The organism is Bacillus sp. FJAT-25509 (assembly GCF_001420605.1).
Lineage (GTDB): Bacteria > Bacillota > Bacilli > Bacillales > Bacillaceae_G > Gottfriedia.
On the sequence record NZ_LJIZ01000036.1, the window covers coordinates 1 to 25,286 of the forward strand.

The following is a 25,286-nucleotide window of genomic DNA, read 5'->3' on the forward strand; positions in this document are numbered from 1 at the left end:
TTATCTGGGGAGACATTTCACTTTAACAAATACCCTTGCACAGGTTTGAACGCAAATAAATTACCTTTAACACACACCTCATTTCAAATTTTTGAATTAGAAAGTGTGTTGCTTTCCCTTCAAGAATTATAATGCCCTGCAGTAACGAAAGTATTCTTAAAAACAAAAGAAAATTTAAAAGCCAGCCGAAAGTTTAGGGGAAAAGCGAGAAAACGGAGAGTGAAAAGAAGACATAATTGAAAGTAATGGAGCTTTAAGTTAATTATTGTTTATTGGATCAATAAGAGTATAAGTAATAGAAGGAAGTAGCTTTAAAGTAAATATCTTTATGATTGGATCGAAAGTATACTCGACTCCATGGAAATGCAAGAAATAAAACCTACATTAAGTGCACATTTATTAATGATTAAATTATCATTTGTGATTTTAATTGATCTACAACTGTTTAAAATTAATTGACAAGATCGTTTTTCAACAAAATAAAACAAGGAGCAACTAATAGTTGCTCCTTGATGAAGGGGAAAGAATTTAGAAAAAATATTAGGTTAATAAGTTAAATTGTCTTTAACAGACACCTCATTTGCTTAAATGTTCAATAAATTGGTACACCTATAAATAAATTATATGTTCTGCTCGAGACACCTCATTTACAAATTGGTATACTAATGACCTTTGTTTTTATAGATCATGTTCAAGCGCACCATCTCCTTAGATTTTTGCATTGCTGTATATGACAACGATGTTAATCTTTGGAGATACCTCATTTCACTTAAACAATTTTCTGACTTAGGTTTGAACGCAAATTAAATTTCCTTTAACACACACCTCATTTCAAATTTTGAACTGGAAAGTGTGTTGCTTTCCCTTCAAGAATTATAATACCCTTAACCTAAAATAGTATTCAAAAAAAGAAGGATTTTTTTTTAGTATTCCATAAATATGATAATAAGGAAGTTAAGATTATTATTTGATACAATAAAATTTATAGGAAAAGTACATTTGAAAGGATTTGTAAAGAATGACTTTATTGCATGTAAAAGATGTCACAGGTGGATACACTAGACAGCCTGTCGTTAAAGATGTCTCATTTACGATTAATAGGAAAGAGCTAGTCGGGTTGATCGGGCTAAATGGTGCTGGTAAGAGTACGACAATAAAACATATTTTAGGCCTATTGAAGCCTTCTAAAGGTGACATATTAATTAATGGTGATTCATTTGATAAAGATCCAACAGCATATCGTGCCAGCATATCATATGTTCCTGAAACACCGATGATTTATGATGAATTAACTTTACAGGAACATCTTGAAATTACAGCCTTAGCATATAATATTCCTGAAAAGGATTTTAAAAAACGTAGTGAAGAGTTATTAAAAACATTTAGATTAAATGATAAAAGAAAATATTTTCCTTCGACATTCTCTAAAGGGATGAAACAAAAAGTAATGATCATTTGTGCCCTTATTGTCCAACCACAGTTATACATAATAGATGAACCTTTTTTAGGGCTTGATCCAATCGCGATAAATGATTTACTTGAGATTTTGAACAATGAAAAAGAAAAAGGAGCAGGCATTTTAATGTCTACTCATATTTTATCGACTGCTCAAATTTATTGTGATTCATTTATTATTTTGCATGAAGGAGTCATTATTGCAAAAGGTACATTAAACGAATTACAAACTCAATATAATATGCCAAATGCTTCATTGGATGAAATTTATATATTTGCAACGAAGGAAAAAGAAATATGAGTACGATAAAAGAATTATGGTTAGCACGGTATAGGAGCTTCATAAAGGAAATGAGTAAATATGGTCGTTATATTTTTAATGATCATATAAAATTTGTGATTGTTTTTGGGTTTGGTGGAGGAGCATATTATTATCAACAAATGCTAAAAACAATTTCTCCAGACTTTCCGGCTATTTTATTAATTTCGATCCTTTTCAGTTTTCTTGTTGTAACAGGACAAGTAACTACTTTTTTTAAAGGACCTGATGTACATTATTTACTACCTTTAGAAAAAAAGATGAAAAATTACTTTGTCCGATCCTTTTTAATTACGTACATCGTTCAAGCTTATTTAATGTTAATGATGTTAGGTGTGATCTATCCAATTTATAAGAAATTTTCACTAGGACAAACAACAAGTTTTATTGTCTTTATGGTAATAATTTTCTTATTAAAAGGATACAATCTTTTTGTTTCATTCTTACATCTTACAAATAGTGGTGTATTAAACCGAGCTTTTGATTATTGTTTAAGGTTGCTAGGTACTTTCTTATTTATTTATGGTTTATTAAGTAAATGGAGCAGTTTTTTCCTTTTAATAATGATCGTAATTTTAGCTGTTTATGCATTATCTATTCAAATAGGTAGTAAAAATAAAAGAGTACAATGGGAAAGAAATGTTAAACTTGATACCTCAAGATTAGCGACTTTTTATCGGTTTGCGAATATGTTTACTGATGTGCCGTCTATTCAACAACAAGTTAAGCGAAGAAAATGGGCCGATCCAATCATTAATAAAATTAAAATGAGAAATGCTGCGAATTATTTACTAGTTCGTACATTTATCAGAAATGGTAACTATTTAAGCATGTTTTTAAGACAACTTTTCGTAGGCGGGTTTGTAGTTTACTTGGTGCCAACGACAATTGGGAAAATATTGATTGGCATTTTATTTCTTTACGTAATTTCACTACAGAATATGTCAATTTTAAAACAGTACAACTATCATTTGTTGTGGAAAATTTATCCTTATACAAATGAAGAAAATAAAAAATCTATTTCGACACTTTTGTATATACTACTGATAATATGTAGTTTAGTTTTTAGTATCATTGGTTTAATAAAGGGCTTAACAATTTTAAACTTTATTATTGCAATCGTTGTGTATACTTTATTTTCAATGTGGTTAATTAAATTTTATGTGCATAAAAGGTTAAGTAAGCCACAAAAATTGTAAAGGGTGGACAAAATGGATTCTTATGAACTTCGTATTCAGTACGAACTATCAAGATGGAAACAAAAAGTAATGTCCGATTCAAATATTTTTCAAACATCTGCAAAAAAAGTTCAGTTAAAGCTTCAATCATTATTGCCAGAACAAATCCAAGATCTGCTTACAAAAACCGTTAAAAATATGATGGTTTTATTTATGGGTGGGTCTACAGTTTTTAATGGCAGTGGTGAAGAGTATGAAGCATTAACACTTAGAGAAAGAGATTTAATCTTAGATAAAAAGTTAAACGAGTACAAAAAGATTTCAGCTGTAGAAGGTGCTGGAACGGGAGCGGGTGGAATATTACTCGGTCTTGCCGATTTTCCGTTATTACTGGGAATAAAAATTAGGTTTTTAGTTGAGGCTGCAAAAATATATGGCTACTCGCCTAAAGATGAGCTTGAACGACAATTCATGCTATATATTTTTCAACTTGCTTTTTCAAGTGATAGCCATCGAAAAAAAGTATTTCAGGTTATTGAAAAGTGGGAAGATAAAGTAGATGAAAATCCCCAAGTCAATTGGGAGCAATTACAACTAGAATATCGAGATCATATCGATTTAGCGAAACTTCTACAATTAGTACCTATTATTGGAGCACCGGTTGGAGCTTATGTAAATTATCAACTTCTTGAACAATTAGGTGAAACTGCTAAAAATGCTTATAGATTAAGGTATATGAAGAAGAAGGAAGAGCTTATTTAAAGAGTTACATACTAAAAGGAGAACTAAAAGTTCTCCTTTTTTTATTTTTATTTTTGTTCAACTAATTTTTGTGATTGTTTTAATGAAGCTAATGTCACAGACCCTAGTGTTTTTGCTGCAATTAGCATAGCTTTTTCATCAAAATCAAATTTTGGATGGTGATGAGGATATGCTTCTGTAACGTGATGAGGTTTTGCTCCTGTGAAGAAGAAAGTTCCTGGTACTTTTTGTAAGTAGTATGCGAAATCTTCTCCGCCCATTTTAGGGTCCATTTCTTTTAAGTGACTAACTTCATCAATTGATTCGGCTACTTTAACTAATAAATCAGTTTCTTTTTCATGATTTACTACTGGAGGATATCCATCATCGTACTTATATTCGTATGTAACATCATTTGCTAGACAAATTCCTTTAACTATTCTAGCTATTTGTTTTTTTACTTTTTCCTGTGTTTCCTTTTTGAACGTACGAACCGTTCCTATTAAGGTTGCTCGATCGGCGATTACATTAAAGGCATTTTTTGCTTCGAAACTTCCAATCGATAAGACTACAGTGTCAATTGGATTTGTTTCTCGACTAACAACTTGTTGAAGTGCCATAACAAGTTGACTAGCAATTACAATACTGTCTTTTGTTCGATGGGGTTCCGCACCATGACCACCTTGACCTTGGATTGTGATTGAAAAACGATCAGCTGCCGCCATAATTGGTCCATTTCGATAACCAATTGTACCTAATTCTTCAATTGCCCATAAATGAGTTCCATAAACTTCATCTACACCGTCTAAACATCCATCAGCAATCATAGAAATTGCTCCACCTGGTGCATATTCTTCTGCATGTTGGTGAAGTAACACAACTTTACCGTCCCATGAATCTTTTTTTTCATGAAGTGCTTTTGCTAAATATAATAGTGTAGCAGTATGACCATCATGACCACATGCATGCATAACGCCAGGTACTTTTGAGGAATAAGGAACATTTTTCTCATCTTGAATTGGTAGTGCGTCAAAATCAGCTCGTAAAGCGATTGTTTTTCCAGGGTTTCGACCATTAATTGTAGCAACAACACCATTTCCACCGACATTTGATTTAAATGGAATATTTAATTGTTGATAAAAGTTTTGAATGAATTTTGCTGTCTCGTATTCTTTAAATGAAAGCTCAGGATTTTCATGCAAGTATCTTCGTGTAGATACCATTTCCGGATAATATGAATCTAATAAAGAAAATAAATCTGACATTATTTCACCCTCCTACTTACTATCTATATAACCTATTCAAGAAATGTAATTGATATCCTTCAAAATTATCTTCAATTAGGAAATGACGAAAAATGTATTTCCAAGGAAATATACATCGAAAAAAAGGAAATAATGACTTATTCATGGGAATAAATGGATATACTATTTGTTATATGGTAAGAGAAATGAAGGTGAAATAATTGAAAAAATGGGGATATTTAGCAATAGGACTGTTAAGTGTCCTACTAATTAGCTTTGTAGGATTTATACTAATCGTTTTCTTAGGTAATTATGTTATAGATGAAGATAAGTTAGTCGTCCATTCATCTTCGGAAATGGTAGATTTAGAGGGGAATTTTGTATCAAAGCTATATAATGAAAATCATCAAATCGTTTCAATTAGTGATATACCTGATTATACTAAACAAGCAGTAGTTTCAATTGAAGATGAGCGTTTCTATAAGCACCACGGTATTGATACTCAATCAATCTTTCGGGCTATAGTAAATGATATAAAAGCATTTAGTAAAGTACAAGGTGCGAGTACACTTACTCAACAACTTGCAAAGAATGTATTTTTGACAAACGATAAAACATTTATGAGAAAAACAAAGGAAGTTATTATAGCAATTAATCTAGAAAGAAAGTATACAAAAGATCAAATACTAGAAATGTATTTAAATCAGGTTTATTTCGGTCACGGGGTATATGGTATTGGCGGAGCTGCAAAATATTATTTTGGGAAAGATGTTAAAAATTTGACTATTGAAGAAAGTGCTTCTTTAGCAGCATTATTAAAGGCTCCATCACATTATGATCCAATCACTCAACCAGTGAGATCTCTAGAACGTAGGAATCTTGTTCTTTATAAAATGCTAGATACGCATTATATAACTGAATCTGAGTATGAGAAAGCCAAAATCAAACCAACAGTATTACATATTACGGAACAAAAATTTGAAAACGGATATGCTACATATATTGATATGGTTATAAAAGAAGCAAAAGAGAAATATGGAATTTCCTATGATCAACTTTTAAATGGTGGATACAAAGTTGTCGTTCCAATCCATAAAAAGACACAATTAACCGCCTATAAATATTTTAAAAATGGAAACTATTTTCCTGGAACTGATCAAAATGCAGAAGGAGCCTTCGTATTAATAAACTCCGAAACAGGCGGTGTAGAGGCAGCAATTGGAGGTAGAAATTACTATTTTCAAGGTTTAAATCGAATTAACGTGAAAAGACAACCTGGTTCAACAATGAAGCCTTTACTCGTATATTCGCCAGCGCTTGAAACTGGAAACTACAATCCGTATTCTTTATTACCTAATGAACAGAGTGCGTTAGGAGACTATAAACCGAAAAATTATAATGGAGTTTATACGAAAACGATTTCGATGTTTAATGCATTAATTCAGTCAGCAAATGTACCAGCAGTTTGGTTATTAAATGATATTGGAATTGATAATGCAAAAAAGTATTTAGAAAAAATGGATTTGAATATTCCCGATAAAGGTTTAAGTATGGCGCTTGGAGGACTTAAGATTGGTTTAACTCCATTGGAGCTAGTAAAAGCATATAGTTCCTTTGATCATGATGGAGATGCATTAGAGCCTTTTGTAATTAATGCAATTTATGATCGGAACAATGAATTAGTTGCCGAAGCGAAAATTAAGGAATATAAAGTGTTTTCATCACAAACCTCTTGGTATATGACAAAAATGCTAAAAGGTGTTGTAAATGAAGGTACAGCTAGCAGAGGAAGCTTCAATGGTGATTTAGCTGGTAAAACGGGATCTACAAATATACCTGGCCAAACAAATGGAAACAAGGATGCTTGGTTTGTAGGCTATACACCAGACGTAGTAGGCGCAATTTGGATGGGATATGATAAAACAGATTCACAACATTTTTTAAGAAATGGTAGTACATATCCAACCATATTATTTAAAAAGATTTTAAAAGAAGCAGGAAGAGAACCATCAACAAAATTTAAAAAGCCAAAAAATATAGACGATTTAGAATCACCGATAAATTTAGAGCCTATTTCTAATGTTCAATCAAAAGTATCATTCTCTCCATTTGGATTATTCACTGTCGTCATTAATTGGAATGCACCAACTGATCACAGACAACAATATCGAATCTATCGAGTGAAGAATGGCAAAGAAAAATTAATAGATACTGTTACTGGTTTAGATGAGTACAAAGATTCCTTTGTAAATGTATTTAATGTACCTTCTTATTATGTAGTACCGTACAATCCTCAAACAAAAGAAGAAGGTGAGAGGTCTAAACTTGTCAAACCCAACATAAGAAATAAGGAATAGACATTTTAAGGCTCTCCTTCTTATCAAATGATTTGAAGGGGAGTTTTTTATTTCCTATTACTACTAAAACTATGTTCTTAAAAACTGTATTTGTTAAAAAAGATTAGTAAAGAGATTAAGAAGATTGAACTATGAGATAACGATTGATTGAATCGTTTAAAGCGAATAATAAAACGCTTTATTTTATAAAAAGTATTAATAAATAAAGATTATTAATTCGATATTTTAGACATATTTTGATATAATTTTTAATGGGAAAAGTCTGGTAGTAAAATAGACCTATTAATTGTGAAAAATTGTAAAATCAGTGAACATTATGTGTCAAAATTCGAGTTTTCTATACAATTAATGGTTCAATCAGTATATTTAATAGTAGAGTTTGGAATAGTGAAAGGGAGACTTTGAAGGATGAAAAAAGATTTTAACGATACATTTCTTAAAGCGATTAGAGGAGAAGAAGTAACGCATACACCAGTTTGGTATATGAGACAAGCAGGGCGTTCTCAGCCAGAATACCGAAAAATTAAAGAAAAATATTCTTTATTTGAAATTACACATCAACCTGAATTATGCGCTTACGTAACAGCGCTACCTGTGGACCAATATAATGTTGATGCTGCTATTTTATATAAAGATATTATGTCTCCACTTCCTGCAATTGGAGTAGACGTAGAAATTCAATCAGGAGTAGGACCTGTAATAAGCAATCCTATTCGTTCATTAGCTGATGTAAAAAAGTTAACTGATATTCATCCGGAAGAGCAACTACCTTATATCTATGAGACGATTAAATTATTAACAACAGAAGTACTTTCTGTTCCATTAATTGGATTTGCAGGTGCACCTTTTACGGTTGCTAGCTATATGATCGAAGGTAGACCGTCTAGAAGCTATAATAAAACAAAATCATTTATGTACGCAGAGCCAGAAGCATGGTTTGCTTTAATGGATCATTTAGCAGACATGACAATCAAATACGTAAAGGCACAAGTTAAAGCAGGGGCAAGTGCAATTCAATTATTTGATTCATGGGTTGGTGCTTTGAATGCGAATGATTATCGCATTTATATTAAACCATGCATGGAAAAGATTTTTGCAGCACTTAAAGAAGATAATATTCCAACTACTATGTTTGGAATTGGAGCAAGCCATTTAATTCATGAATGGAATGAACTACCTGTAGATGTAATTGGTCTAGATTGGAGAACTTCTATTACAGAAGCTCGCTCTTTAGGGATTACGAAAACACTTCAAGGTAATTTAGATCCTGCGTTTTTATTAGCACCATGGGAAGAAATTGAGAAACGTGCGAAGGAAATATTAGATGAGGGTATGGCAAATCCAGGTCATATTTTCAACTTAGGTCATGGGGTATTCCCTGAAGTAAATCCTGATACTCTTAAACGATTAACAAGTTTTGTACATGAGTATTCATCAAGGGTTAAAGCTTAATATAAAAGGACTATGGTGATGACATGAAAGAAAAAATCGGTTTATTAGTTATGGCTTACGGCACGCCATATAAAGAATCAGATATTGAGCGTTATTATACAGATATTCGTAGAGGTAGAAAGCCTTCACAAGAGGCGCTAGAAGAACTGACTGAACGATATCGTGCAATTGGAGGAATCTCTCCTTTAGCAAAAATAACAAGCGAACAAGCAAAAGCATTAGAAGAAGATTTAAATAAGATCCAAGACAATGTAGAATTCAAAATGTACATTGGACTGAAGCATATTGAACCATTCATTGAAGATGCAGTAGATGAAATGAAAAAAGATGGTATAACGAAAGCAGTTAGTATCGTGCTTGCACCACATTATTCAACGTTTAGTGTGAAATCGTATAACGAACGTGCTACAAATCATTCTGAAAAAATTGACGGACCAAAAATTATACATGTAGATGATTGGTATAAAGAAGAGCGATTTATTCAATATTGGGTACGTGAAGTGGAAGCAATTCTTGAACCAATGAATGAAGAGCAACGTGTGAAAACGGCCTTTATTTTTTCAGCGCATAGTTTACCTGAAAAAATTCTTTCTTATGGAGATCCATACCCGGATCAACTTAAGGAAACTGCTGAGTTAGTCGTTCAGCAATCTGATATTCGTCATTATTTTCTAGGATGGCAAAGTGCTGGTAATACACCAGACCCTTGGCTTGGACCTGATGTACAAGATTTAACACGTGAATTGAATGATAATTATGATTTTGAAACTTACGTTTATCTACCATTAGGCTTTGTAAGTGAGCATTTAGAAGTACTTTATGATAATGACATAGAATGTAAACATGTAACAGATGAAATTCAAAAAGCATATGTTCGTCCACCGATGCCTAATACAGATCCATTATTTATTAGTGGACTTAGTACGGTTGTATTAAGAAAATTAAACGAACAATAATATGGTTTTGAAATAGGAGGTAAAGAAGTGAATAAGAAGGTTGTCATTATTGGTGGCGGTATTACTGGATTGACATCTGCCTACTATTTAAAACAAGAAAAAATAAAAAATAATCTTCCGATTGATATTCAATTAATTGAAAGTTCTTCAAGGCTTGGAGGAAAAATACAAACGATTAGAAAAGATGGATTTGTTATTGAGCGTGGTCCTGACTCATTTTTGGCAAGGAAAAAAAGTGCATTTCGTTTAGCTGAAAACTTAGGTATCCAAGACCAAATCGTTTTTAACTCTTCTGGAAAATCTTATGTGTTAGCCCATAATAAATTACATGGTATGCCAGAAGGTTCAAACATGGGGATCCCTACACAAATCAAGCCTTTTATTTTTTCTGGTCTATTTTCACCAGCAGGGAAAATTCGTGCAGGTTTAGATTTTGTTTTACCAAAAACACATGTCCAAGGAGATATGTCATTAGGTAAATTTTTTAGAAGAAGACTTGGTAATGAAGTAGTTGAGAATCTAATTGAGCCCCTTTTATCGGGTATTTATTCAGGCGACATTGATCAAATGAGTTTAATGGCAACATTTCCTCAATTCTTCCAAATTGAACAAAAACATCAAAGTATTGTTTTAGGCATGAAAAAAGAAATGCCTGTAAAGAAATCAAAAGGTCCGAGAAAAGGAATTTTCCAGACTGTAAGTACAGGTCTTCAAACAATCGTTGAACGAATTGAAGAAGAGTTAGATCAAGAAGAAGTTTTAAAAGGTGTACAAGTAGTTAATATAAATAAAGTTGGAAAAAAATATGAGATTGTACTTAGCAATAATGAAAAGATTGAAGCAGATTCAATTATCGTTACGGTACCTCATCGTTTCATTCCACAATTATTTAACAATAAACCTGTATTTGAGCCTTTCAAAAAAGTTCCTTCTACATCAGTTGCGAATGTTGCACTTGCATTTCCAGAGCATGCAATTAAGAAGGATATAAATGGTACAGGCTTTGTTGTTTCACGCAACAATGATTATAATATAACAGCGTGTACATGGACTCATAAAAAATGGGCACATGCTTGTCCAAAAGGTAAGGTTCTCTTACGTTGTTACGTTGGACGCCCTTACAATAAGGAAATAGTCGATAAAACAGATGAAGAACTTGTTGAAATTGTTTTAGAAGATTTAAGAAAAACGATGGATATAACTGAAAAACCAGAGTTTTATATTGTTTCAAGATGGAAAGATGCTATGCCTCAATATACGATTAATCATAAAGAGCGTACGAAAAATATGGAACAATATTTACAAAAGGAAATGCCTGGTGTATCGGTGATCGGTTGCTCATTTTATGGGTCCGGCTTACCAGACTGTATAGATCAAGGTGAAAAAGCAGTATCGGATACAATTGAATACTTGTTCACACGTGAAAAACAAGCTGTTAAGGCCTATTAAATACAATCTAGTAAAGAATAGAGCAACCAAAAAAGTATATTGATACTTTTAGGTTGCTCTTTTTATTAGGCCTCTGTACTAATAAAATGTTTAATAATTTCATCCTAAAAAATGGTGCTCCTAAAAGACTCTTAACTTAAAAACTATCTTTTAAGCAATTTGAGCAAGTGTTACTGTAGCAATCATGTTGTTCTTCAATCGTCGAATTACATTGTTTACATACTTTCTTTGGTAATAGTTTTAAAAATTCGGACATTTTTGCAAGCATGATACCCTCTCCTTTAGTTAACTTATTAGTATTGTATTACTACAACTTATTTTGTGTCAATCTGTATTAGTACAATTTTTAAAAAATAATCTAAATGCCTATTTTTGTTAAACAGTAAGGACAAGCTTATAAATTTAAATTTTCATAGAAATAATAAGTACAAAGGAGTGTGTTTGTTTTATGAAAGTAACCGTTATTGGTTATTGGGGCGGCTATCCAGGTAAAGGTGAGGCAACTTCATGTTATTTATTTAAATCAAAAAATTTTAATTTATTGGTTGATTGTGGTTCAGGTGCATTAGCTACTTTACAAAATTACATAGAGCCTAATTGCCTAAATGCTGTAATCCTGTCGCATTATCATCATGACCATATTGCAGATATAGGAGTACTACAATACTTCAAACTAGTAAACGCTGGGAAGGATAAGTTTGCTTTACCTATTTATGGTCATAATTTTAATCAAGAAAAATTTAATTCATTAACATATAAAGAAGCAACAAAGGGATATGAATATAAACCAAATGAGGCCCTTGATCTAGGCCCATTTACAATCCGTTTTCTTAAGACTGTTCATCCGGTTGATTGTTTCGCGATGCGAATTGAAACGGCAAATCATTCGGTCGTATATACAGCGGATTCAAGCTTTACGGAAGAGTTCATACCGTTTTCTTCCAATGCGGATTTACTTATAAGTGATTGTAATATGTATGAAAACCAAGATGGAGCTAAAGTGGGACATATGAGCAGTAAAGATGCTGCGACAATAGCTAATGAAGCAAATGTAAAAGAATTACTTTTATCACATCTTCCGCATAAAGGTGATACAAAAGATTTAAAAGTTGAGGCCAAAAAGTATTATAATGGACTTGTTCATTTAGCCTATACAGGATTTGAATGGAAATCAAAACTTTAGGAGGATACACATGCTATTTTTAGATAATAGGGGAATAACGGATCCAACATTAAATTTAGCGATGGAAGAATATGCGCTAAAAAATCTAGATCCTGAAAATACATATTTTTTATTTTATATTAATGAACCTTCAATCATTATTGGTAAAAATCAAAATACTGCCGAGGAGATTAATGCTTCATATGTAAACGATCATAACATTCATGTTGTTCGAAGATTATCTGGTGGTGGAGCGGTATATCATGATTTAGGAAATCTTAACTTTAGTTTTATTACAAAAGATGATGGTGACAGCTTTCATAATTTTAGAAAGTTTACTGAGCCAGTGATCGAGGCATTAAAAGATCTCGGTGTAAATGCCGAACTTAGTGGAAGAAATGATATATTAGCAGAAGGTAGAAAAATTTCAGGTAATGCACAATTTTCTACTAAAGGTAGAATGTTTAGCCACGGTACATTGTTGTTTGATAGTGATATAGATGAAGTTGTAAATGCATTAAATGTAAAGCTAGAGAAAATTCAATCTAAAGGAATTAAATCAGTCCGAAGTAGAGTCGCAAACATTAAAGAATTTTTAAAAGACGATTTAACAATCCTAGAATTTAAGGATTTAATTTTACAATCTATTTTTAAAGAACATGGGAAAATAGAACGATATGAATGGACAGATGAGGATATAAAAAATATTAAAGAACTTGCTGAGAGTAGATACCGTAATTGGGATTGGAATTTTGGAAAATCTCCTAAATGCAATATTCAACAAAGTAAAAGATTTGCAGCTGGTTCGATTGATCTTCGTTTAGATGTTAACAAAGGAATCATTGAGAATGTTAAAGTTTATGGTGACTTCTTTGGGGTAGGAGATGTATCTGATATAGAACAGCTTCTGATTGGCAGTAAATTTGATCAACAAGAGATTGAAAATAAGTTAAATGAAGTTGATTTTACCCATTATTTTGGGAAAGTAACGAAAGAAGAATTTATGAGTTTATTATTTTAAAAAAAGAGTAGGAAACTACTCTTTTTTTTGTTTGTTAAATAATTAGAAGTCTAAAAAGTGCTAGTTTTCTCACTTGTCAGAACTGTTTTCTAGCAATATAATATATTTAGAATATTTTAAATTTTAATATTTAAAGGAGGTAGTTTTTCTTGAATTTAGTTGAAACACTGTCACAATCAGCTTTGAGGCATCCAAATCATTCTGCTATTATCTTTGAAGGGCAGACATTTTCATACTCAACACTAGAGACTTATATTACGAAATTTGCGAGTGGGCTCTCAAAATTAGGTATTGAAAAAGGAGATAAAGTAGCTCTAGTTGTTGGTAATTCCCCTCATTTTATTATAGCACTATATGGTGCGCTGAAGGTCGGAGCGGCTGTAATACCGGTTAATCCTCTTTATGCACCAGATGAATTAGTATACATATTAACAAACGGCGACGCAAAAGCAGTAATCACCTTAGACTTATTTCTTCCACTAGTAGAAAAAGCTTCACCGATTCTTCCTAATATCGATCACTTCATTATTTGTGAAACAAAACAAGAAAATCCTTATGAATTTAAAAACAATAAATTGAAATCGTTTACAAATGTAGTTGGACTTGGAGATCAAGATTTCAAAGGACCTAAATTACATGATGATGATTTAGCAGTCATTTTATATACTTCTGGTACAACAGGAAAACCAAAAGGAGCTATGTTAACGCATAAAAACTTATATTCGAATGCGATGGATGCTGGACACTTCTTAAGCTTTTCAAGTACAGAAAAGGTAATTGCAACATTACCTGCTTTCCATGTATTTTGTTTAACTGTAGCTTTAAACGCGCCTTTAATGTATGGAGCTACTGTTATTTTAGTGCCTAAATTTAGCCCGAAAGAAATATTTGATATAATTCGTACATACAAAGCAACTGTATTTGCAGGTGTGCCAACAATGTACAACTTCTTATATCAATTCCCTGAAGGAAAGACAGAAGACTTTGAGTCAATTCGACTTTGTATTTCGGGTGGTTCATCATTGCCGGTTGCACTTCTAGAGAATTTTGAAAAGAAATTTAAAGTTATTATATCTGAAGGTTATGGATTGTCAGAAGCCTCACCAGTTACGACATTTAATCCGTTAGATCGCCCAAGAAAAGCAGGATCAATTGGGACAAATATTAGCAATGTAGAAAATAAAGTAGTAAATGCTCTTGGTCATGAAGTAGCAGTTGGTGAAGTAGGTGAATTAATCGTCCGCGGACCAAATATAATGAAAGGCTATTATAATATGCCAGAAGAAACGGCAATGACGATACGAGATGGCTGGTTATATACTGGTGATCTAGCAAGAATAGACGAAGATGGTTATTTCTATATAGTCGATCGTAAAAAAGAATTAATTCTTGTTGGCGGCTATAATGTATACCCTCGTGAAGTTGAAGAGGTAATTTATAATCATCCAGATGTTGTTGAATGTGCGGTGATTGGATTACCAGACGATAATTTCGGAGAAAGTGTAAAAGCCTATGTTGTTTCCAAAAATCCTTCATTAAGTGTAGAGACCTTATCAGAATATTGCAAGGCGCACTTAGCAAAATATAAAGTACCAAGATCAATAGAATTCATTCCAGAACTACCAAAAAATGCAACTGGTAAAATACTTAGAAGAGCGTTGAAAGATTCAGTTGTACAATAAATTGTGGTAATAGAGGTACAACCTGAATAAGGTTGTACTTTTTTGATTTAAGAGAGGTAAAAACCTGTGTGAAGATTGATTTTTTATTAGCTTCATATGATTCACATGTAATTGGTAATTTAGCTTAACAAGTCGTTTTGTATAGAAATTTGTACTCAATTATTTAAAGGTATAAATTCTTATTTATAAAATAATAATAGTTAATAAGTTTTTAGTTAGTTTTTGTTAATTGCAGTTGCTTGCAGTTGTTGATAGAATGGAGGCAAGAGGTGATGGAAATGCCATTAACTAAAGAAGATAAAAAAGTTTTTCAAGAGTCTGCTTTAGAATTACAAGAAATGGACTTTAAGGATTGGGCATCGAAATCTTTTTCAAATAAAGATTTTCGAATAGCATTTTTTAAAATGATGAACAACATTGTCGAGTTAAATCCCTCATCAAACCAACGTTATAATTCAGCAGTATCAATAGAAAATAAAAAAATGCTTTCTGAGTTATTGCTTCTAGCTTTCGACACTGTTGAGAACCCACAAAGAAAACTTGTAATAAAGCCTAAAGTTGCAAAAAGTTTACCAAAAGAAATGCAAGGATATTCTACTGGACAGTTATCAAAATTTTTATATGTAAGCATAACTACAATAAATAATTGGGTAAAAGAAGGAAAGTTTTTTATTGAACATGAGGATGGACGAGTTATTATTGTTGGGCGCTCTAGTACCAATGCAAAACTACGATTTCATCCAAACACTTTATTTGATGCTCCAACTGGAGTTCGCTTAAAATTAAAAGATATTGCTGAAGCATATTATAAGGATCAAAAAGAAAGAGAAATGCTTGAAAGCGAGTTCTCAGTTGTGACAGAAGAAGAACAAATTAGACTGTATAATGAGCACTTTATAAATAAGTACAAAGGTACTTTTGAAGAAGTATTTGGAAATAAAAAATGGGACGAATTAACACCAGAAGAGGATACAGATAAATCAATGTGGTCTTTCTTCTTAAACAGAGCAAAAAATGAAGAAAATAATTGGGATTGAAAGAACAAAATTTAATTTAATTGAATTATATTATAAAGATATAATTCGAGAAATTCAAAATTTCCCGAGTACTGATATCCCTAAACACTTTGGTCCCAATGTGTATTGTCAGGCTAAAAGGATAAAATTTACGTTCGAATCAGACATTCCTGATTTAAAATGTATTGAATACATAGATAAAAAAACAGATAAAATTGTAGCTTATTTCTATGATTGGGAAAGCAGTGCTGGTGCGATTATGAAATTTCATAACCATTACCATCACGACGAAGCACAAGAGGATGTAAAGGAGTTTGATCCTTTCCACTTACATATCGGACAGGATCGATTCGATAAACTAGCAAAAGCTAGTAAAAAAGATGAAGAATTTATGTGCTTGCAAAAAGTATTAGATTTTATCAAGCTCCATCTGTATGCGAAAATAAGAGAAAAACATTTAAATCCTAGGTGAGAAATGTTTATTCTAAACTACGATATACTAGTCGTGGTTTTATTTTTTATATTTATATTTAGTAGTAATTTAATTTCTAATTCAACTACAGTATTTAAAAATATAATAGGTTGAAGTTCTAAAAAATTGGACAAAGTTGATAATATAGAGAATGGGGGGAGATTTTATGAAAAAAGCAACTAAATCTAAATTAACCAAATTTATCTGTCTAGGCTATCTTATTTATATCATTTTAGTCCTGTTATACTTTTATGTTTTTACGACTTCTGACCTACCTTCAAAATATAAAGGAACATTTGTTGATCCACATACATTCATGAATCATAAAGAAGCTAATCTAAGCTCTAGTTATAGCACATTAAAAAATGTTCTTTATTTTATTAGCTTACCGATCGATTGGATTGTATTATCACTTTTATTATTAAGTGGAACAATTGAAAGATTAGGTGACTCTTTATCTAAGTTGACTAGATTTAAGTTTATACAAGTCCTTTTATATTTTTTCTTTGTCTCGGTCGTTACATATATTGTTACATTTCCACTTGATTTCTATCGATTTAAGTTATCAACGAAATATGGTTTATCTGTCCAAACATTTAATGCTTGGATGAAGGATGAAATGATTGGTTTTTGGATAAATTTTGCCATGATGTTTTTTGTGATGTATGTTGTGTATTTGTTAATCAAAAAGCAACCAAAGAAATGGTGGTTAACTGCATGGCTATTAAGTATTCCTTTTACAATTTTCTTAACGTTTATTCAGCCTGTAGTAATTGATCCCTTATATAATGATTTTTACCCATTAAAAGATAAAAATTTAGAAAAGAAAATTATTACCCTTGCTAAAGAAGCAAATATTCCTGCACATCGGGTATATGAAGTAAATATGTCCACTAAGACAACTACTTATAATGCATATGTTACTGGTATAGGTAAAAACGCTAGGATTGTATTATGGGATACAACTCTTAAAGGGCTAACTGAAGATGAAATTATGTTCATCATGGCTCATGAAATGTCACATTACGTCCACAAAGACATTTATAAATCAATGTTTGGTATGCTAGCAGGTAGTTTAGTTGGTCTGTATATCATTCACTTATTAATGAGGTATGTACTATCGAAGAGTAGAAGCAGTAATTCTACTGAAAAAATGGCCGTCATCTTAACACTATTTTTAATCATTAGTGGAGTAGTAAGCTTTATTTCTGATCCAGTATCAAATGCATTTTCAAGAAGTGCCGAGAAAAGAGCAGATTTATATGCAGTTAAGCTAACACATGATCCAGAGGCAGGCATTATAGCGTTTCAAAAGTTATCCAAAAACAGCTTGTCTCAAGTAAATCCACCATTTTTAGTGAAATTGTTTAGATATGATCATCCGACAATGTTGGAAAGAATGAGGTATTTAGAGGCAGCTGAAAAAAGAAACAACAATAAATAGAGTAAATCCTTTGTTGAATGTTTAGCTTGTAGATTGTTTGGTTCTGTACCAATATCTACAAGCTTTTTTATTGTGTGAAATTTTAATTGAGAAAAATTTAGAAGCACTTCAAATGTCTTAATTATACATAGTATCAAATGTTTACTAATTAATTCGTGTGTTTCCTTTATTATTCTTTTACTAAACTTTATCAAAGACAATGGAACACAAATTGAAGATTTTTACTTTGGAAAAATATGATGGACCTTTCGATCAAGATAAAAAAATTTGGGTATCAGTGGACTCACAAGATACTTTCTAAAAAGTTAAGCTGTCGAAAATTCTTTTGGAAATATTTTCAGAATTTAATATCAAATCCGAATATACTGTTATATAATAACATAAGTAATCAATATCTGTTATATAACTGAATGGAGGAATCATATGACAACTGAACTTTCAAAAATTAAAGTTCTCGGTAATCATGTAGAGGGTTCAACTGACATTCTTACGACCGAAGCATTAAGTTTTTTAGAGCAATTACATCTGAAATTTGATCAACGTAGACAACAGCTGTTATTAAACAGAAAAGAAAGAATGCGTTTGTTACAAAATGGAGGTAAGCTTCAATTTTTAGAGGAAACAAAACACATTCGTGAAAGTGAATGGACAATTGCACCTATTCCAGAGGATTTACAAGATCGAAGAGTAGAGATAACAGGACCAGTTGATCGAAAAATGATTATTAATGCATTGAATTCTGATGCGTTTGTTTTCATGGCTGATTTTGAAGATGCTACTTCTCCAACTTGGGAAAATATCATTTCGGGTCAGGTTAATTTAAGAGATGCTGTGAATCGAACAATTTCACTTCATTCAAAAGGAAAAACATATAAGTTAAAAGAGAAGCCAGCTGTACTATTAGTTCGACCAAGAGGCTGGCATTTAGAAGAAAAACATATCACTGTAAATGGTGAAAATATGTCTGGTAGCTTAGTAGATTTTGGACTTTATTTCTTTCATAATGCGAAACAAGCAATTAAAAACGGCTCAGGACCTTATTTTTATTTACCAAAAATGGAAAGTTATTTGGAAGCAAGATTATGGAATGATGTTTTTTTATTTGCTCAAAATGAATTGAATATACCTGTTGGAACGATTAAAGCAACTGTATTAATCGAAACAATTGCTGCTTCATTTGAAATGGATGAAATACTTTATGAATTGAAGGATCATTCAGCGGGATTTAATTGTGGCAGATGGGATTATATTTTTAGTTTTATAAAAATGATGCGATACGACAAATCAATTATTTTACCTGATCGTTCTGTTGTGACAATGGAAGTACCTTTTATGCGTTCATATTCTCAAAAAGTTATTCAAACTTGCCATCGTAGAAATGCTCCTGCAATTGGAGGAATGGCAGCTCAAATTCCAATTAAAGATGATAAAGAGCGAAATGAAGTTGCATTTGAAAAGGTAAGAAAAGATAAAGAGCGTGAAGCAAAGGATGGACACGATGGTACTTGGGTAGCTCATCCTGGTTTAGTAGCTGTAGCACTTGAACAGTTTAATCAATTTATGCCAACACCCAATCAGATTCATAGAAAACGTGAGGATGTTAATGTAACTGAAGCGGATCTTTTAGAGATTCCAAGTGGTGTCATTACTGAACAAGGTCTCAGAACAAATATAACAGTTGCAATTCAATATATTGAAGCATGGATAAGTGGTCGAGGCGCGGTGCCGCTATACAACTTAATGGAGGATGCTGCGACTGCTGAAATTTCGCGTGCACAAATTTGGCAATGGGTGCGTCATGAAAAAGGTGTTTTAGAGGATGGTACAAACATTACTTTACAATTAGTAGATTCATTAAAACATGAAGAAATGATGAAGCTTCAACTAGAAATAGGGAAAGAACAATTTGAAGCAAAACGATTTAGTGAAGCAATTGAATTATTTGATGAGTTAATTAGCAACGATGAATTTGCTGACTTTCTGACTTTAAAAGGATATAACTTTTTATAAAATTAGGAGGAATTGAATATGACGAAAAATCGTGAAAAGCGAATTGCTGAATTACAAGAAAGCTGGGAGCTTGATTCTAGATGGAATGGCATTACAAGAACATACACTGCTGAAGACGTAATTAAATTAAGAGGATCAATCGATATTGAACAAACAATAGCAAAAAAAGGTGCAGAAAAGTTATGGAAGCTTTTAAATGAAGAAAGCTATGTAAATGCACTAGGAGCGTTAACTGGAAATCAGGCAATTCAACAAGTTAAAGCAGGTTTGAAGGCTATTTATTTAAGTGGTTGGCAAGTAGCTGCTGATGCGAATCTTTCTGGTCAAATGTATCCAGATCAAAGCTTATATCCGGCAAATTCTGTACCAGCAGTTGTAAAACGAATTAACCAGGCTTTCCAACGGGCAGATCAAATTCAATTTGTTGAAGGTGGAGAAGAAATCGATTACTTCGCACCGATTATGGCAGATGCAGAGGCTGGCTTCGGTGGGCAATTAAATGTATTTGAATTAATGAAAAGTATGATTGAAGCAGGAGCGGCAGGTGTACATTTTGAAGATCAATTGTCTTCGGAGAAAAAATGTGGTCATTTAGGTGGGAAAGTATTATTACCAACACAAACGGCGGTTCGTAACTTAATCTCTGCTCGTTTAGCAGCGGATGTAATGGGAGTTCCTACCCTTATTGTTGCACGAACTGATGCAGATGCAGCAGATTTAATTACAAGTGATATTGATCCAGTCGACCAACAATTTATTACAGGTGAAAGAACACCTGAAGGTTTTTATCGTACGAAAGCGGGGTTAGATCAAGCAATTGCTCGTGGTCTTGCTTATGCACCGTATGCTGATTTAGTTTGGTGTGAGACGTCAGAGCCAAACTTAGAAGACGCAAAACGTTTTGCAGATGCTATTCATGCAAAATTCCCAGGTAAATTACTAGCTTATAACTGCTCACCATCATTTAACTGGAAGAAGAAACTTGATGACGAAACAATTGAGACATTCCAACAACAAATTGCAGCAATGGGTTATAAATTCCAATTCGTTACCCTTGCTGGATTCCATGCATTAAACTTTGGTATGTTTGAATTAGCTAGAAACTACAAAGATCGAGGAATGGGAGCATATTCAGAACTTCAACAAGCTGAATTTGCAAGCGAACAATATGGTTATACTGCGACAAGACACCAACGCGAAGTTGGAACAGGATATTTTGATCAAGTAGCTCAAATTATTACTGGAGGAACTTCTTCAACAACAGCTCTTAAAGGTTCTACTGAAGAACAACAATTTTCATCTAATTAACTAGTAAAAAACCACTTTTTTCAAATGTGAAAAAGGTGGTTTTTCTATTGGGTTTTATCCTAAAATTTAGTAAACAATGACACTTTTGTTAAAGTATTTAAAAAATGATATTACAAATAAAGATTTATGATATTATTTCTCTAACATCAATGTTGCTACTATACTTCATGTTAAAATTTTTTATCTGAACTTGTTAAACTTAATTGTTGGCCTTTAATTTAATTATTTAATTATTTAATTAAGGAAGAGGGAGAGTCAATTAAAGCCAATAAGATTTAACATTTCATAATACTAATAACAGAAGGAGTTGTAAGGATGAATCATGTGAAAGGACAAGTTAAAGTATTAAATGAGTACGAGATTAATAAGTCGACAATGGCAATCATTCCAGAATTTACGGTCGACTTAGTTGTGATTTCAAAGGTATATGAAACAGATGATAGTTTTTATGTTTTAATGAAACCGATTGAAATTATTGAAAGAAGCTGTGCTTATTTCGGGAGTAGTTACCGGGGTAGGCGTGAAGGAACTAAACAAATGATTTCCATCACCCATAAACCACCAATAGCGATCAGCTCAATGAATCAAATTTTCTTTTTCCCCACTTCATCTTCTTTAAAAGTAGAATGCTCTTGGATCTCCTACAATCATGTTGCTAATTTCAGAGGCGGTAAATACAATCGATCAGTGGTTGAATTTTTTAACGGCGTTGAACTTCCATTAGAAATATCTCGTGGATCATTTGAAAACCAACTATACCGAACTGCACATCTAAGAGCTATTTATGAAGACCGACTCAACCCTGAAAATACCCAACAAAAATCTTACAAATTAATCCCAGATAACGAAATTACATCATATATAAAAGGAATATCCATACACGAAAAATAAAAATGAAAGATTAAAAATTTAACTACTTTAACATATAGTAAAGTAGTTTTTTTATGGGAATTATTTGGAAATTATATTTATGAAAATTAGTCCTTTTAATTCTTAATTAGTAGGATCTATTAAAGTAGATTGTTGAAATCTTATTCAATATAATGGCAGTTTAGTTGCATAAGAAATGATAAAATAGTAAGTCAATAATTAATAATTTTTAAAAAAAACAGAATTATATTGACAATTATCGAATGGATTGATATGGTTATAAAAAAATATTTCTTATCCAGAGAGGTGGAGGGACTGGCCCTTTGAAGCCTCAGCAACAGGTCTGCTTAAGTAGACACTGTGCTAATTCCAGCGGGTGTTAACCTGATAGATGAGAGCTTTTGTTTTTATTTGTCAGTAGCGCACTCTTTTTTAGAGTGCGTTTTTGTTTTTTCTGGATAGTAACTAAAGGAGAGTAGAGATGGGGAACAAAAATGGGCAAGAATTTCAAAGGAACATGCAAGCACGTCATTTAGTCATGCTATCACTTGGTGGGGTGATTGGAACTGGCTTATTCTTAAGCTCGGGCTACACTATTCAACAAGCTGGCCCGTTTGGAACAATACTATCCTATCTGATTGGTGCGCTAGTGGTTTATCTAGTTATGCTATGTTTAGGAGAGCTTTCCGTACATATGCCTGAAACGGGCTCATTTCACAGTTATGCAGTTAAATACATTGGACCGGGTACAGGGTATACAGTAGCCTGGTTGTATTGGTTAACTTGGACTGTTGCTTTAGGTTCTGAATTTACAGCCGCAGGATTACTTATGAAGCGATGGTTTCCATCGATTAATGTTTGGATATGGAGTGCTATTTTTGCCATTTTGATCTTTGTATTAAATGTCATGACTGTTAAATTTTTCGCCGAATCCGAATTTTGGTTTTCATCGATAAAGGTTATAGCTATTGTGATTTTTATTGTTTTAGGAGCAGCGGCAATGCTAGGGTTTCTTCCGATGAGTCATTCAAAAGCAGCGCCATTATTTTCTAATTTTACAAGTGGAGGTTTATTTCCTCATGGTGCTACGGGAATTATAATGACCATGCTTGCGGTTAATTTTGCTTTTTCAGGAACAGAATTAATAGGCATTGCAGCTGGAGAAACCGCGAACCCGGAAAAAATGATACCGAAGGCCATTCGAACTACTCTGTGGAGATTGATCATCTTTTTTGTAGGAACGATTTTTGTTTTATCTGCGTTATTGCCTATTTCCGATGCTGGTGTATTAGAGAGCCCTTTTGTTGCAGTTCTAGAACGAATTGGGGTGCCATATTCAGCTGACGTAATGAATTTCGTTATCTTAACAGCTATTTTATCTGCGGCAAACTCAGGCCTTTATGCCTCTTCTAGAATGCTTTGGTCGCTTGCTAATAAGAATACGATATCTCCGATTTTTGGAAAAATGACGAAGCAAGGTGTTCCAATCAACGCCGTCATTTTCAGCATGGTGGGTGGAGCTTTGGCTTTGCTCTCAAGTATTGTGGCACCAGATACTGTCTATATCGTACTTGTTTCCATTTCCGGTCTAGCAGTAGTTGTAGTTTGGATGAGTATTAGTGCTTCCCAGTTCCTATTTCGCAGACAATTTTTGAAAGAAGGAAATGCTGAAAAGGACTTGATTTATCGCACACCACTGTATCCATTAGTACCAATTGCTTCTTTTATCCTTTGTCTGGCATCGTGTATTGGAATTGCATTCGATCCAACACAGAGAATTGCCTTATATTGCGGCATACCGTTTATTTTGTTTTGCTATGGAAGTTATTATCTAACAAAAAAATTAAAAAAGAGGGGCGTAGATTATGTCGAACAAAGTCAATCCAATTGATGCTATTTTATCCCAACATTCCATTATGCTTCTTGACGGAGCATTAGCTACAGAATTGGAGGCGCATGGATGTAATTTGGACGATCCCCTTTGGTCGGCACGTGTGTTACTAGAAAATCCGGAACTTATTTATCAGGTTCATTCGGACTATTTTCGTGCTGGTGCGGACTGTGCCATAACAGCAAGCTATCAAGCTACTATTAGTGGTTTTTCCGCGAGTGGAATACAAGAACTGGAAGCTTTGGAATTAATTAAGAAAACGGTGTTACTTGCAAGAAGGGCAAGAGATGATTTTTGGAAGGAAAATAAGCAAACGAATAGGCCTAAACCATTGGTTGTTGCATCGGTTGGGCCGTACGGGGCTTACCTTGCAGATGGTTCAGAGTATGTAGGCAACTATGGTGTGACAGATAAAACATTAGCAGACTTTCACCGTTCGAGAATGTCAGCGTTAATTGAAGCAGGTGCAGATCTATTGGCATTTGAAACGATTCCTTCTTTGCAAGAAGCAAGAGTATTAGATACATTATTACGTGAGTTTCCAGAAACATTTGCGTGGCTTTCCTTTTCGTTAAAAAATGAGAAAGAGATTAGTGAAGGTATAAAACTCGTAGAGTGTGCACGAGTTTTTGAGAAAAGTGAACAAATTGTAGCGATAGGCATCAATTGTGCGCCAGTAACCGTTGTGACTGGTGCAATACAAGAGTTGAGGGCAAACACCAAAAAACCGATTATTGTTTATCCAAATTCTGGTGAAACTTATAATCCAGAAACAAAAACATGGCATGGTCATGAACAATGTAACGTGTTGGATATTCAATCTGAAGAATGGTACCAAGCAGGTGCACGTTTAATAGGTGGATGCTGCAGAACGACACCTTATCACATTGAGGAGATATCGAACAAGTGGCGTTCTTCCGAGTATTGAACCAATTGAAGGTGAAGGGGACTATTTATTCGTAATTAAAGTTAATGAAGAGGTTCATTTAGTTACTCAAAAAATTGTTCATATTTCTGAAAGTTATTCAACTACCATGAAAATAAACTTCTGAAAAATGAGTAAAAAGGCAACACTAAATAGAAGCAGCTCATTCGTTTTTAAAAAAAGTGTAGCTACTCATTATTAGTGATATATGGACTGATCTAATAGACTAGGAGGCTTCTGTTATATTCACTGTGTAGCCTAAGTTTTCTAGTCTTCGTACAGAATGGCGGACAATAGATTCTTGTCTTTGCTTATCAAAGTAATCTTCTCCTAG

The 25,286-nt window shown here is 32.9% G+C and carries 20 protein-coding genes and 1 riboswitch; of the genes, 18 read left to right on the top strand and 2 right to left on the bottom strand.

Translation table 11 applies throughout. The annotated features are described in order from the left end of the window. Positions 1–1,018 precede the first annotated feature (1,018 nt). The 3 genes from AN960_RS21545 to AN960_RS21555 are packed head-to-tail and all read left to right on the top strand — an operon-like array spanning position 1,019 to position 3,714. Positions 1,019–1,756, top strand: coding sequence for an ABC transporter ATP-binding protein (locus AN960_RS21545; RefSeq protein ID WP_056476175.1), 738 nt, complete (start codon positions 1,019–1,021; stop codon positions 1,754–1,756). Beyond that, the gene (locus AN960_RS21550; protein WP_056476178.1) at positions 1,753–2,973 is read left to right on the top strand and encodes an ABC transporter permease; all 1,221 of its coding nucleotides are present in this window, start codon (positions 1,753–1,755) and stop codon (positions 2,971–2,973) included. The genes AN960_RS21545 and AN960_RS21550 overlap by 4 nt, the downstream gene beginning before the upstream one ends. Positions 2,974–2,985: 12 nt before the next feature. After that, the gene (locus AN960_RS21555; RefSeq protein ID WP_056476181.1) at positions 2,986–3,714 is read left to right on the top strand and encodes an EcsC family protein; all 729 of its coding nucleotides are present in this window, start codon (positions 2,986–2,988) and stop codon (positions 3,712–3,714) included. Between the two features lie 47 nt (positions 3,715–3,761). On the opposite strand, the gene AN960_RS21560 is transcribed toward AN960_RS21555, so the two are convergent. Continuing rightward, positions 3,762–4,961, bottom strand: a complete 1,200-nt coding sequence (locus AN960_RS21560) for a M20 family metallopeptidase (protein WP_082459634.1) — start codon at positions 4,959–4,961, stop codon at positions 3,762–3,764. A 197-nt stretch (positions 4,962–5,158) separates the two neighbouring features. Between AN960_RS21560 and AN960_RS21565 the strand changes: the two genes are divergently transcribed. The 4 genes from AN960_RS21565 to hemY all read left to right on the top strand — a co-directional run bounded on the left by AN960_RS21565 (position 5,159) and on the right by hemY (position 11,151). Further along, positions 5,159–7,294: a transglycosylase domain-containing protein gene (locus tag AN960_RS21565; protein ID WP_056476186.1), complete on the top strand. Its 2,136-nt coding sequence runs from the start codon at positions 5,159–5,161 to the stop codon at positions 7,292–7,294. A gap of 408 nt (positions 7,295–7,702) precedes the next feature. Further along, positions 7,703–8,746, top strand: coding sequence for a uroporphyrinogen decarboxylase (hemE, locus tag AN960_RS21570; RefSeq protein WP_056476188.1), 1,044 nt, complete (start codon positions 7,703–7,705; stop codon positions 8,744–8,746). A gap of 23 nt (positions 8,747–8,769) precedes the next feature. Then, on the top strand, positions 8,770–9,702 hold the full coding sequence (gene hemH, locus AN960_RS21575) for a ferrochelatase (RefSeq protein WP_056476192.1): 933 nt from the start codon (positions 8,770–8,772) through the stop codon (positions 9,700–9,702). A gap of 27 nt (positions 9,703–9,729) precedes the next feature. Next, on the top strand, positions 9,730–11,151 hold the full coding sequence (gene hemY / locus AN960_RS21580) for a protoporphyrinogen oxidase (protein WP_056476195.1): 1,422 nt from the start codon (positions 9,730–9,732) through the stop codon (positions 11,149–11,151). 136 nt (positions 11,152–11,287) lie between these two features. Here the strand turns inward: hemY and yhfH are convergent, their stop codons facing one another. Further along, on the bottom strand, positions 11,288–11,419 hold the full coding sequence (gene yhfH, locus AN960_RS24165; RefSeq protein ID WP_082459635.1) for a protein YhfH: 132 nt from the start codon (positions 11,417–11,419) through the stop codon (positions 11,288–11,290). 180 nt (positions 11,420–11,599) lie between these two features. Between yhfH and AN960_RS21585 the strand changes: the two genes are divergently transcribed. From AN960_RS21585 to mmuM, 11 genes are all read left to right on the top strand, one after another. Beyond that, complete coding sequence (locus AN960_RS21585; protein ID WP_056476198.1) at positions 11,600–12,334, top strand: MBL fold metallo-hydrolase; 735 nt, start codon at positions 11,600–11,602, stop codon at positions 12,332–12,334. A gap of 10 nt (positions 12,335–12,344) precedes the next feature. Further along, on the top strand, positions 12,345–13,334 hold the full coding sequence (gene lplA, locus AN960_RS21590; RefSeq protein WP_056476200.1) for a lipoate--protein ligase: 990 nt from the start codon (positions 12,345–12,347) through the stop codon (positions 13,332–13,334). A 149-nt stretch (positions 13,335–13,483) separates the two neighbouring features. Continuing rightward, positions 13,484–15,016: a fatty acid--CoA ligase family protein gene (locus AN960_RS21595; RefSeq protein ID WP_056476203.1), complete on the top strand. Its 1,533-nt coding sequence runs from the start codon at positions 13,484–13,486 to the stop codon at positions 15,014–15,016. A 272-nt stretch (positions 15,017–15,288) separates the two neighbouring features. After that, on the top strand, positions 15,289–16,053 hold the full coding sequence (locus tag AN960_RS21600) for a hypothetical protein (RefSeq protein ID WP_056476205.1): 765 nt from the start codon (positions 15,289–15,291) through the stop codon (positions 16,051–16,053). Beyond that, positions 16,031–16,504: a toxin-antitoxin system TumE family protein gene (locus AN960_RS21605; RefSeq protein ID WP_056476207.1), complete on the top strand. Its 474-nt coding sequence runs from the start codon at positions 16,031–16,033 to the stop codon at positions 16,502–16,504. The genes AN960_RS21600 and AN960_RS21605 overlap by 23 nt, the downstream gene beginning before the upstream one ends. Positions 16,505–16,670: 166 nt before the next feature. After that, positions 16,671–17,948 (top strand): M48 family metallopeptidase, encoded by a 1,278-nt coding sequence (locus AN960_RS21610; RefSeq protein ID WP_056476210.1) that lies wholly within the window; start codon positions 16,671–16,673, stop codon positions 17,946–17,948. A gap of 423 nt (positions 17,949–18,371) precedes the next feature. Further along, the gene (gene aceB, locus AN960_RS21615) at positions 18,372–19,958 is read left to right on the top strand and encodes a malate synthase A (RefSeq protein WP_056476212.1); all 1,587 of its coding nucleotides are present in this window, start codon (positions 18,372–18,374) and stop codon (positions 19,956–19,958) included. An 18-nt stretch (positions 19,959–19,976) separates the two neighbouring features. Continuing rightward, entirely contained in the window at positions 19,977–21,266 is a 1,290-nt protein-coding gene (gene aceA / locus AN960_RS21620; RefSeq protein ID WP_056476215.1) for an isocitrate lyase, read from the top strand. A 315-nt stretch (positions 21,267–21,581) separates the two neighbouring features. After that, positions 21,582–22,157 (top strand): competence protein ComK, encoded by a 576-nt coding sequence (locus tag AN960_RS21625; RefSeq protein ID WP_056476218.1) that lies wholly within the window; start codon positions 21,582–21,584, stop codon positions 22,155–22,157. A 270-nt stretch (positions 22,158–22,427) separates the two neighbouring features. Next, positions 22,428–22,534: riboswitch (SAM riboswitch) on the top strand. A gap of 83 nt (positions 22,535–22,617) precedes the next feature. After that, complete coding sequence (mmuP, locus tag AN960_RS21630) at positions 22,618–24,027, top strand: S-methylmethionine permease (protein WP_056476222.1); 1,410 nt, start codon at positions 22,618–22,620, stop codon at positions 24,025–24,027. Beyond that, positions 24,002–24,955, top strand: a complete 954-nt coding sequence (gene mmuM / locus AN960_RS21635; RefSeq protein ID WP_056476226.1) for a homocysteine S-methyltransferase — start codon at positions 24,002–24,004, stop codon at positions 24,953–24,955. The genes mmuP and mmuM overlap by 26 nt, the downstream gene beginning before the upstream one ends. Positions 24,956–25,286 lie beyond the last annotated feature (331 nt).

Coding starts and splice junctions, on each gene's coding strand:
- AN960_RS21610 (WP_056476210.1), top strand. CDS start 16,671: ATGAAAAAAGCAACTAAATCTAAATTAACCAAATTTATCTGTCTAGGC.
- aceB (WP_056476212.1), top strand. CDS start 18,372: ATGACAACTGAACTTTCAAAAATTAAAGTTCTCGGTAATCATGTAGAG.
- AN960_RS21555 (WP_056476181.1), top strand. CDS start 2,986: ATGGATTCTTATGAACTTCGTATTCAGTACGAACTATCAAGATGGAAA.
- mmuM (WP_056476226.1), top strand. CDS start 24,002: ATGTCGAACAAAGTCAATCCAATTGATGCTATTTTATCCCAACATTCC.
- AN960_RS21550 (WP_056476178.1), top strand. CDS start 1,753: ATGAGTACGATAAAAGAATTATGGTTAGCACGGTATAGGAGCTTCATA.
- yhfH (WP_082459635.1), bottom strand. CDS start 11,419: ATGCTTGCAAAAATGTCCGAATTTTTAAAACTATTACCAAAGAAAGTA.
- hemH (WP_056476192.1), top strand. CDS start 8,770: ATGAAAGAAAAAATCGGTTTATTAGTTATGGCTTACGGCACGCCATAT.
- AN960_RS21545 (WP_056476175.1), top strand. CDS start 1,019: ATGACTTTATTGCATGTAAAAGATGTCACAGGTGGATACACTAGACAG.
- mmuP (WP_056476222.1), top strand. CDS start 22,618: ATGGGGAACAAAAATGGGCAAGAATTTCAAAGGAACATGCAAGCACGT.
- AN960_RS21585 (WP_056476198.1), top strand. CDS start 11,600: ATGAAAGTAACCGTTATTGGTTATTGGGGCGGCTATCCAGGTAAAGGT.
- AN960_RS21625 (WP_056476218.1), top strand. CDS start 21,582: ATGAATCATGTGAAAGGACAAGTTAAAGTATTAAATGAGTACGAGATT.
- AN960_RS21600 (WP_056476205.1), top strand. CDS start 15,289: ATGGAAATGCCATTAACTAAAGAAGATAAAAAAGTTTTTCAAGAGTCT.
- hemE (WP_056476188.1), top strand. CDS start 7,703: ATGAAAAAAGATTTTAACGATACATTTCTTAAAGCGATTAGAGGAGAA.
- AN960_RS21605 (WP_056476207.1), top strand. CDS start 16,031: ATGAAGAAAATAATTGGGATTGAAAGAACAAAATTTAATTTAATTGAA.
- aceA (WP_056476215.1), top strand. CDS start 19,977: ATGACGAAAAATCGTGAAAAGCGAATTGCTGAATTACAAGAAAGCTGG.
- lplA (WP_056476200.1), top strand. CDS start 12,345: ATGCTATTTTTAGATAATAGGGGAATAACGGATCCAACATTAAATTTA.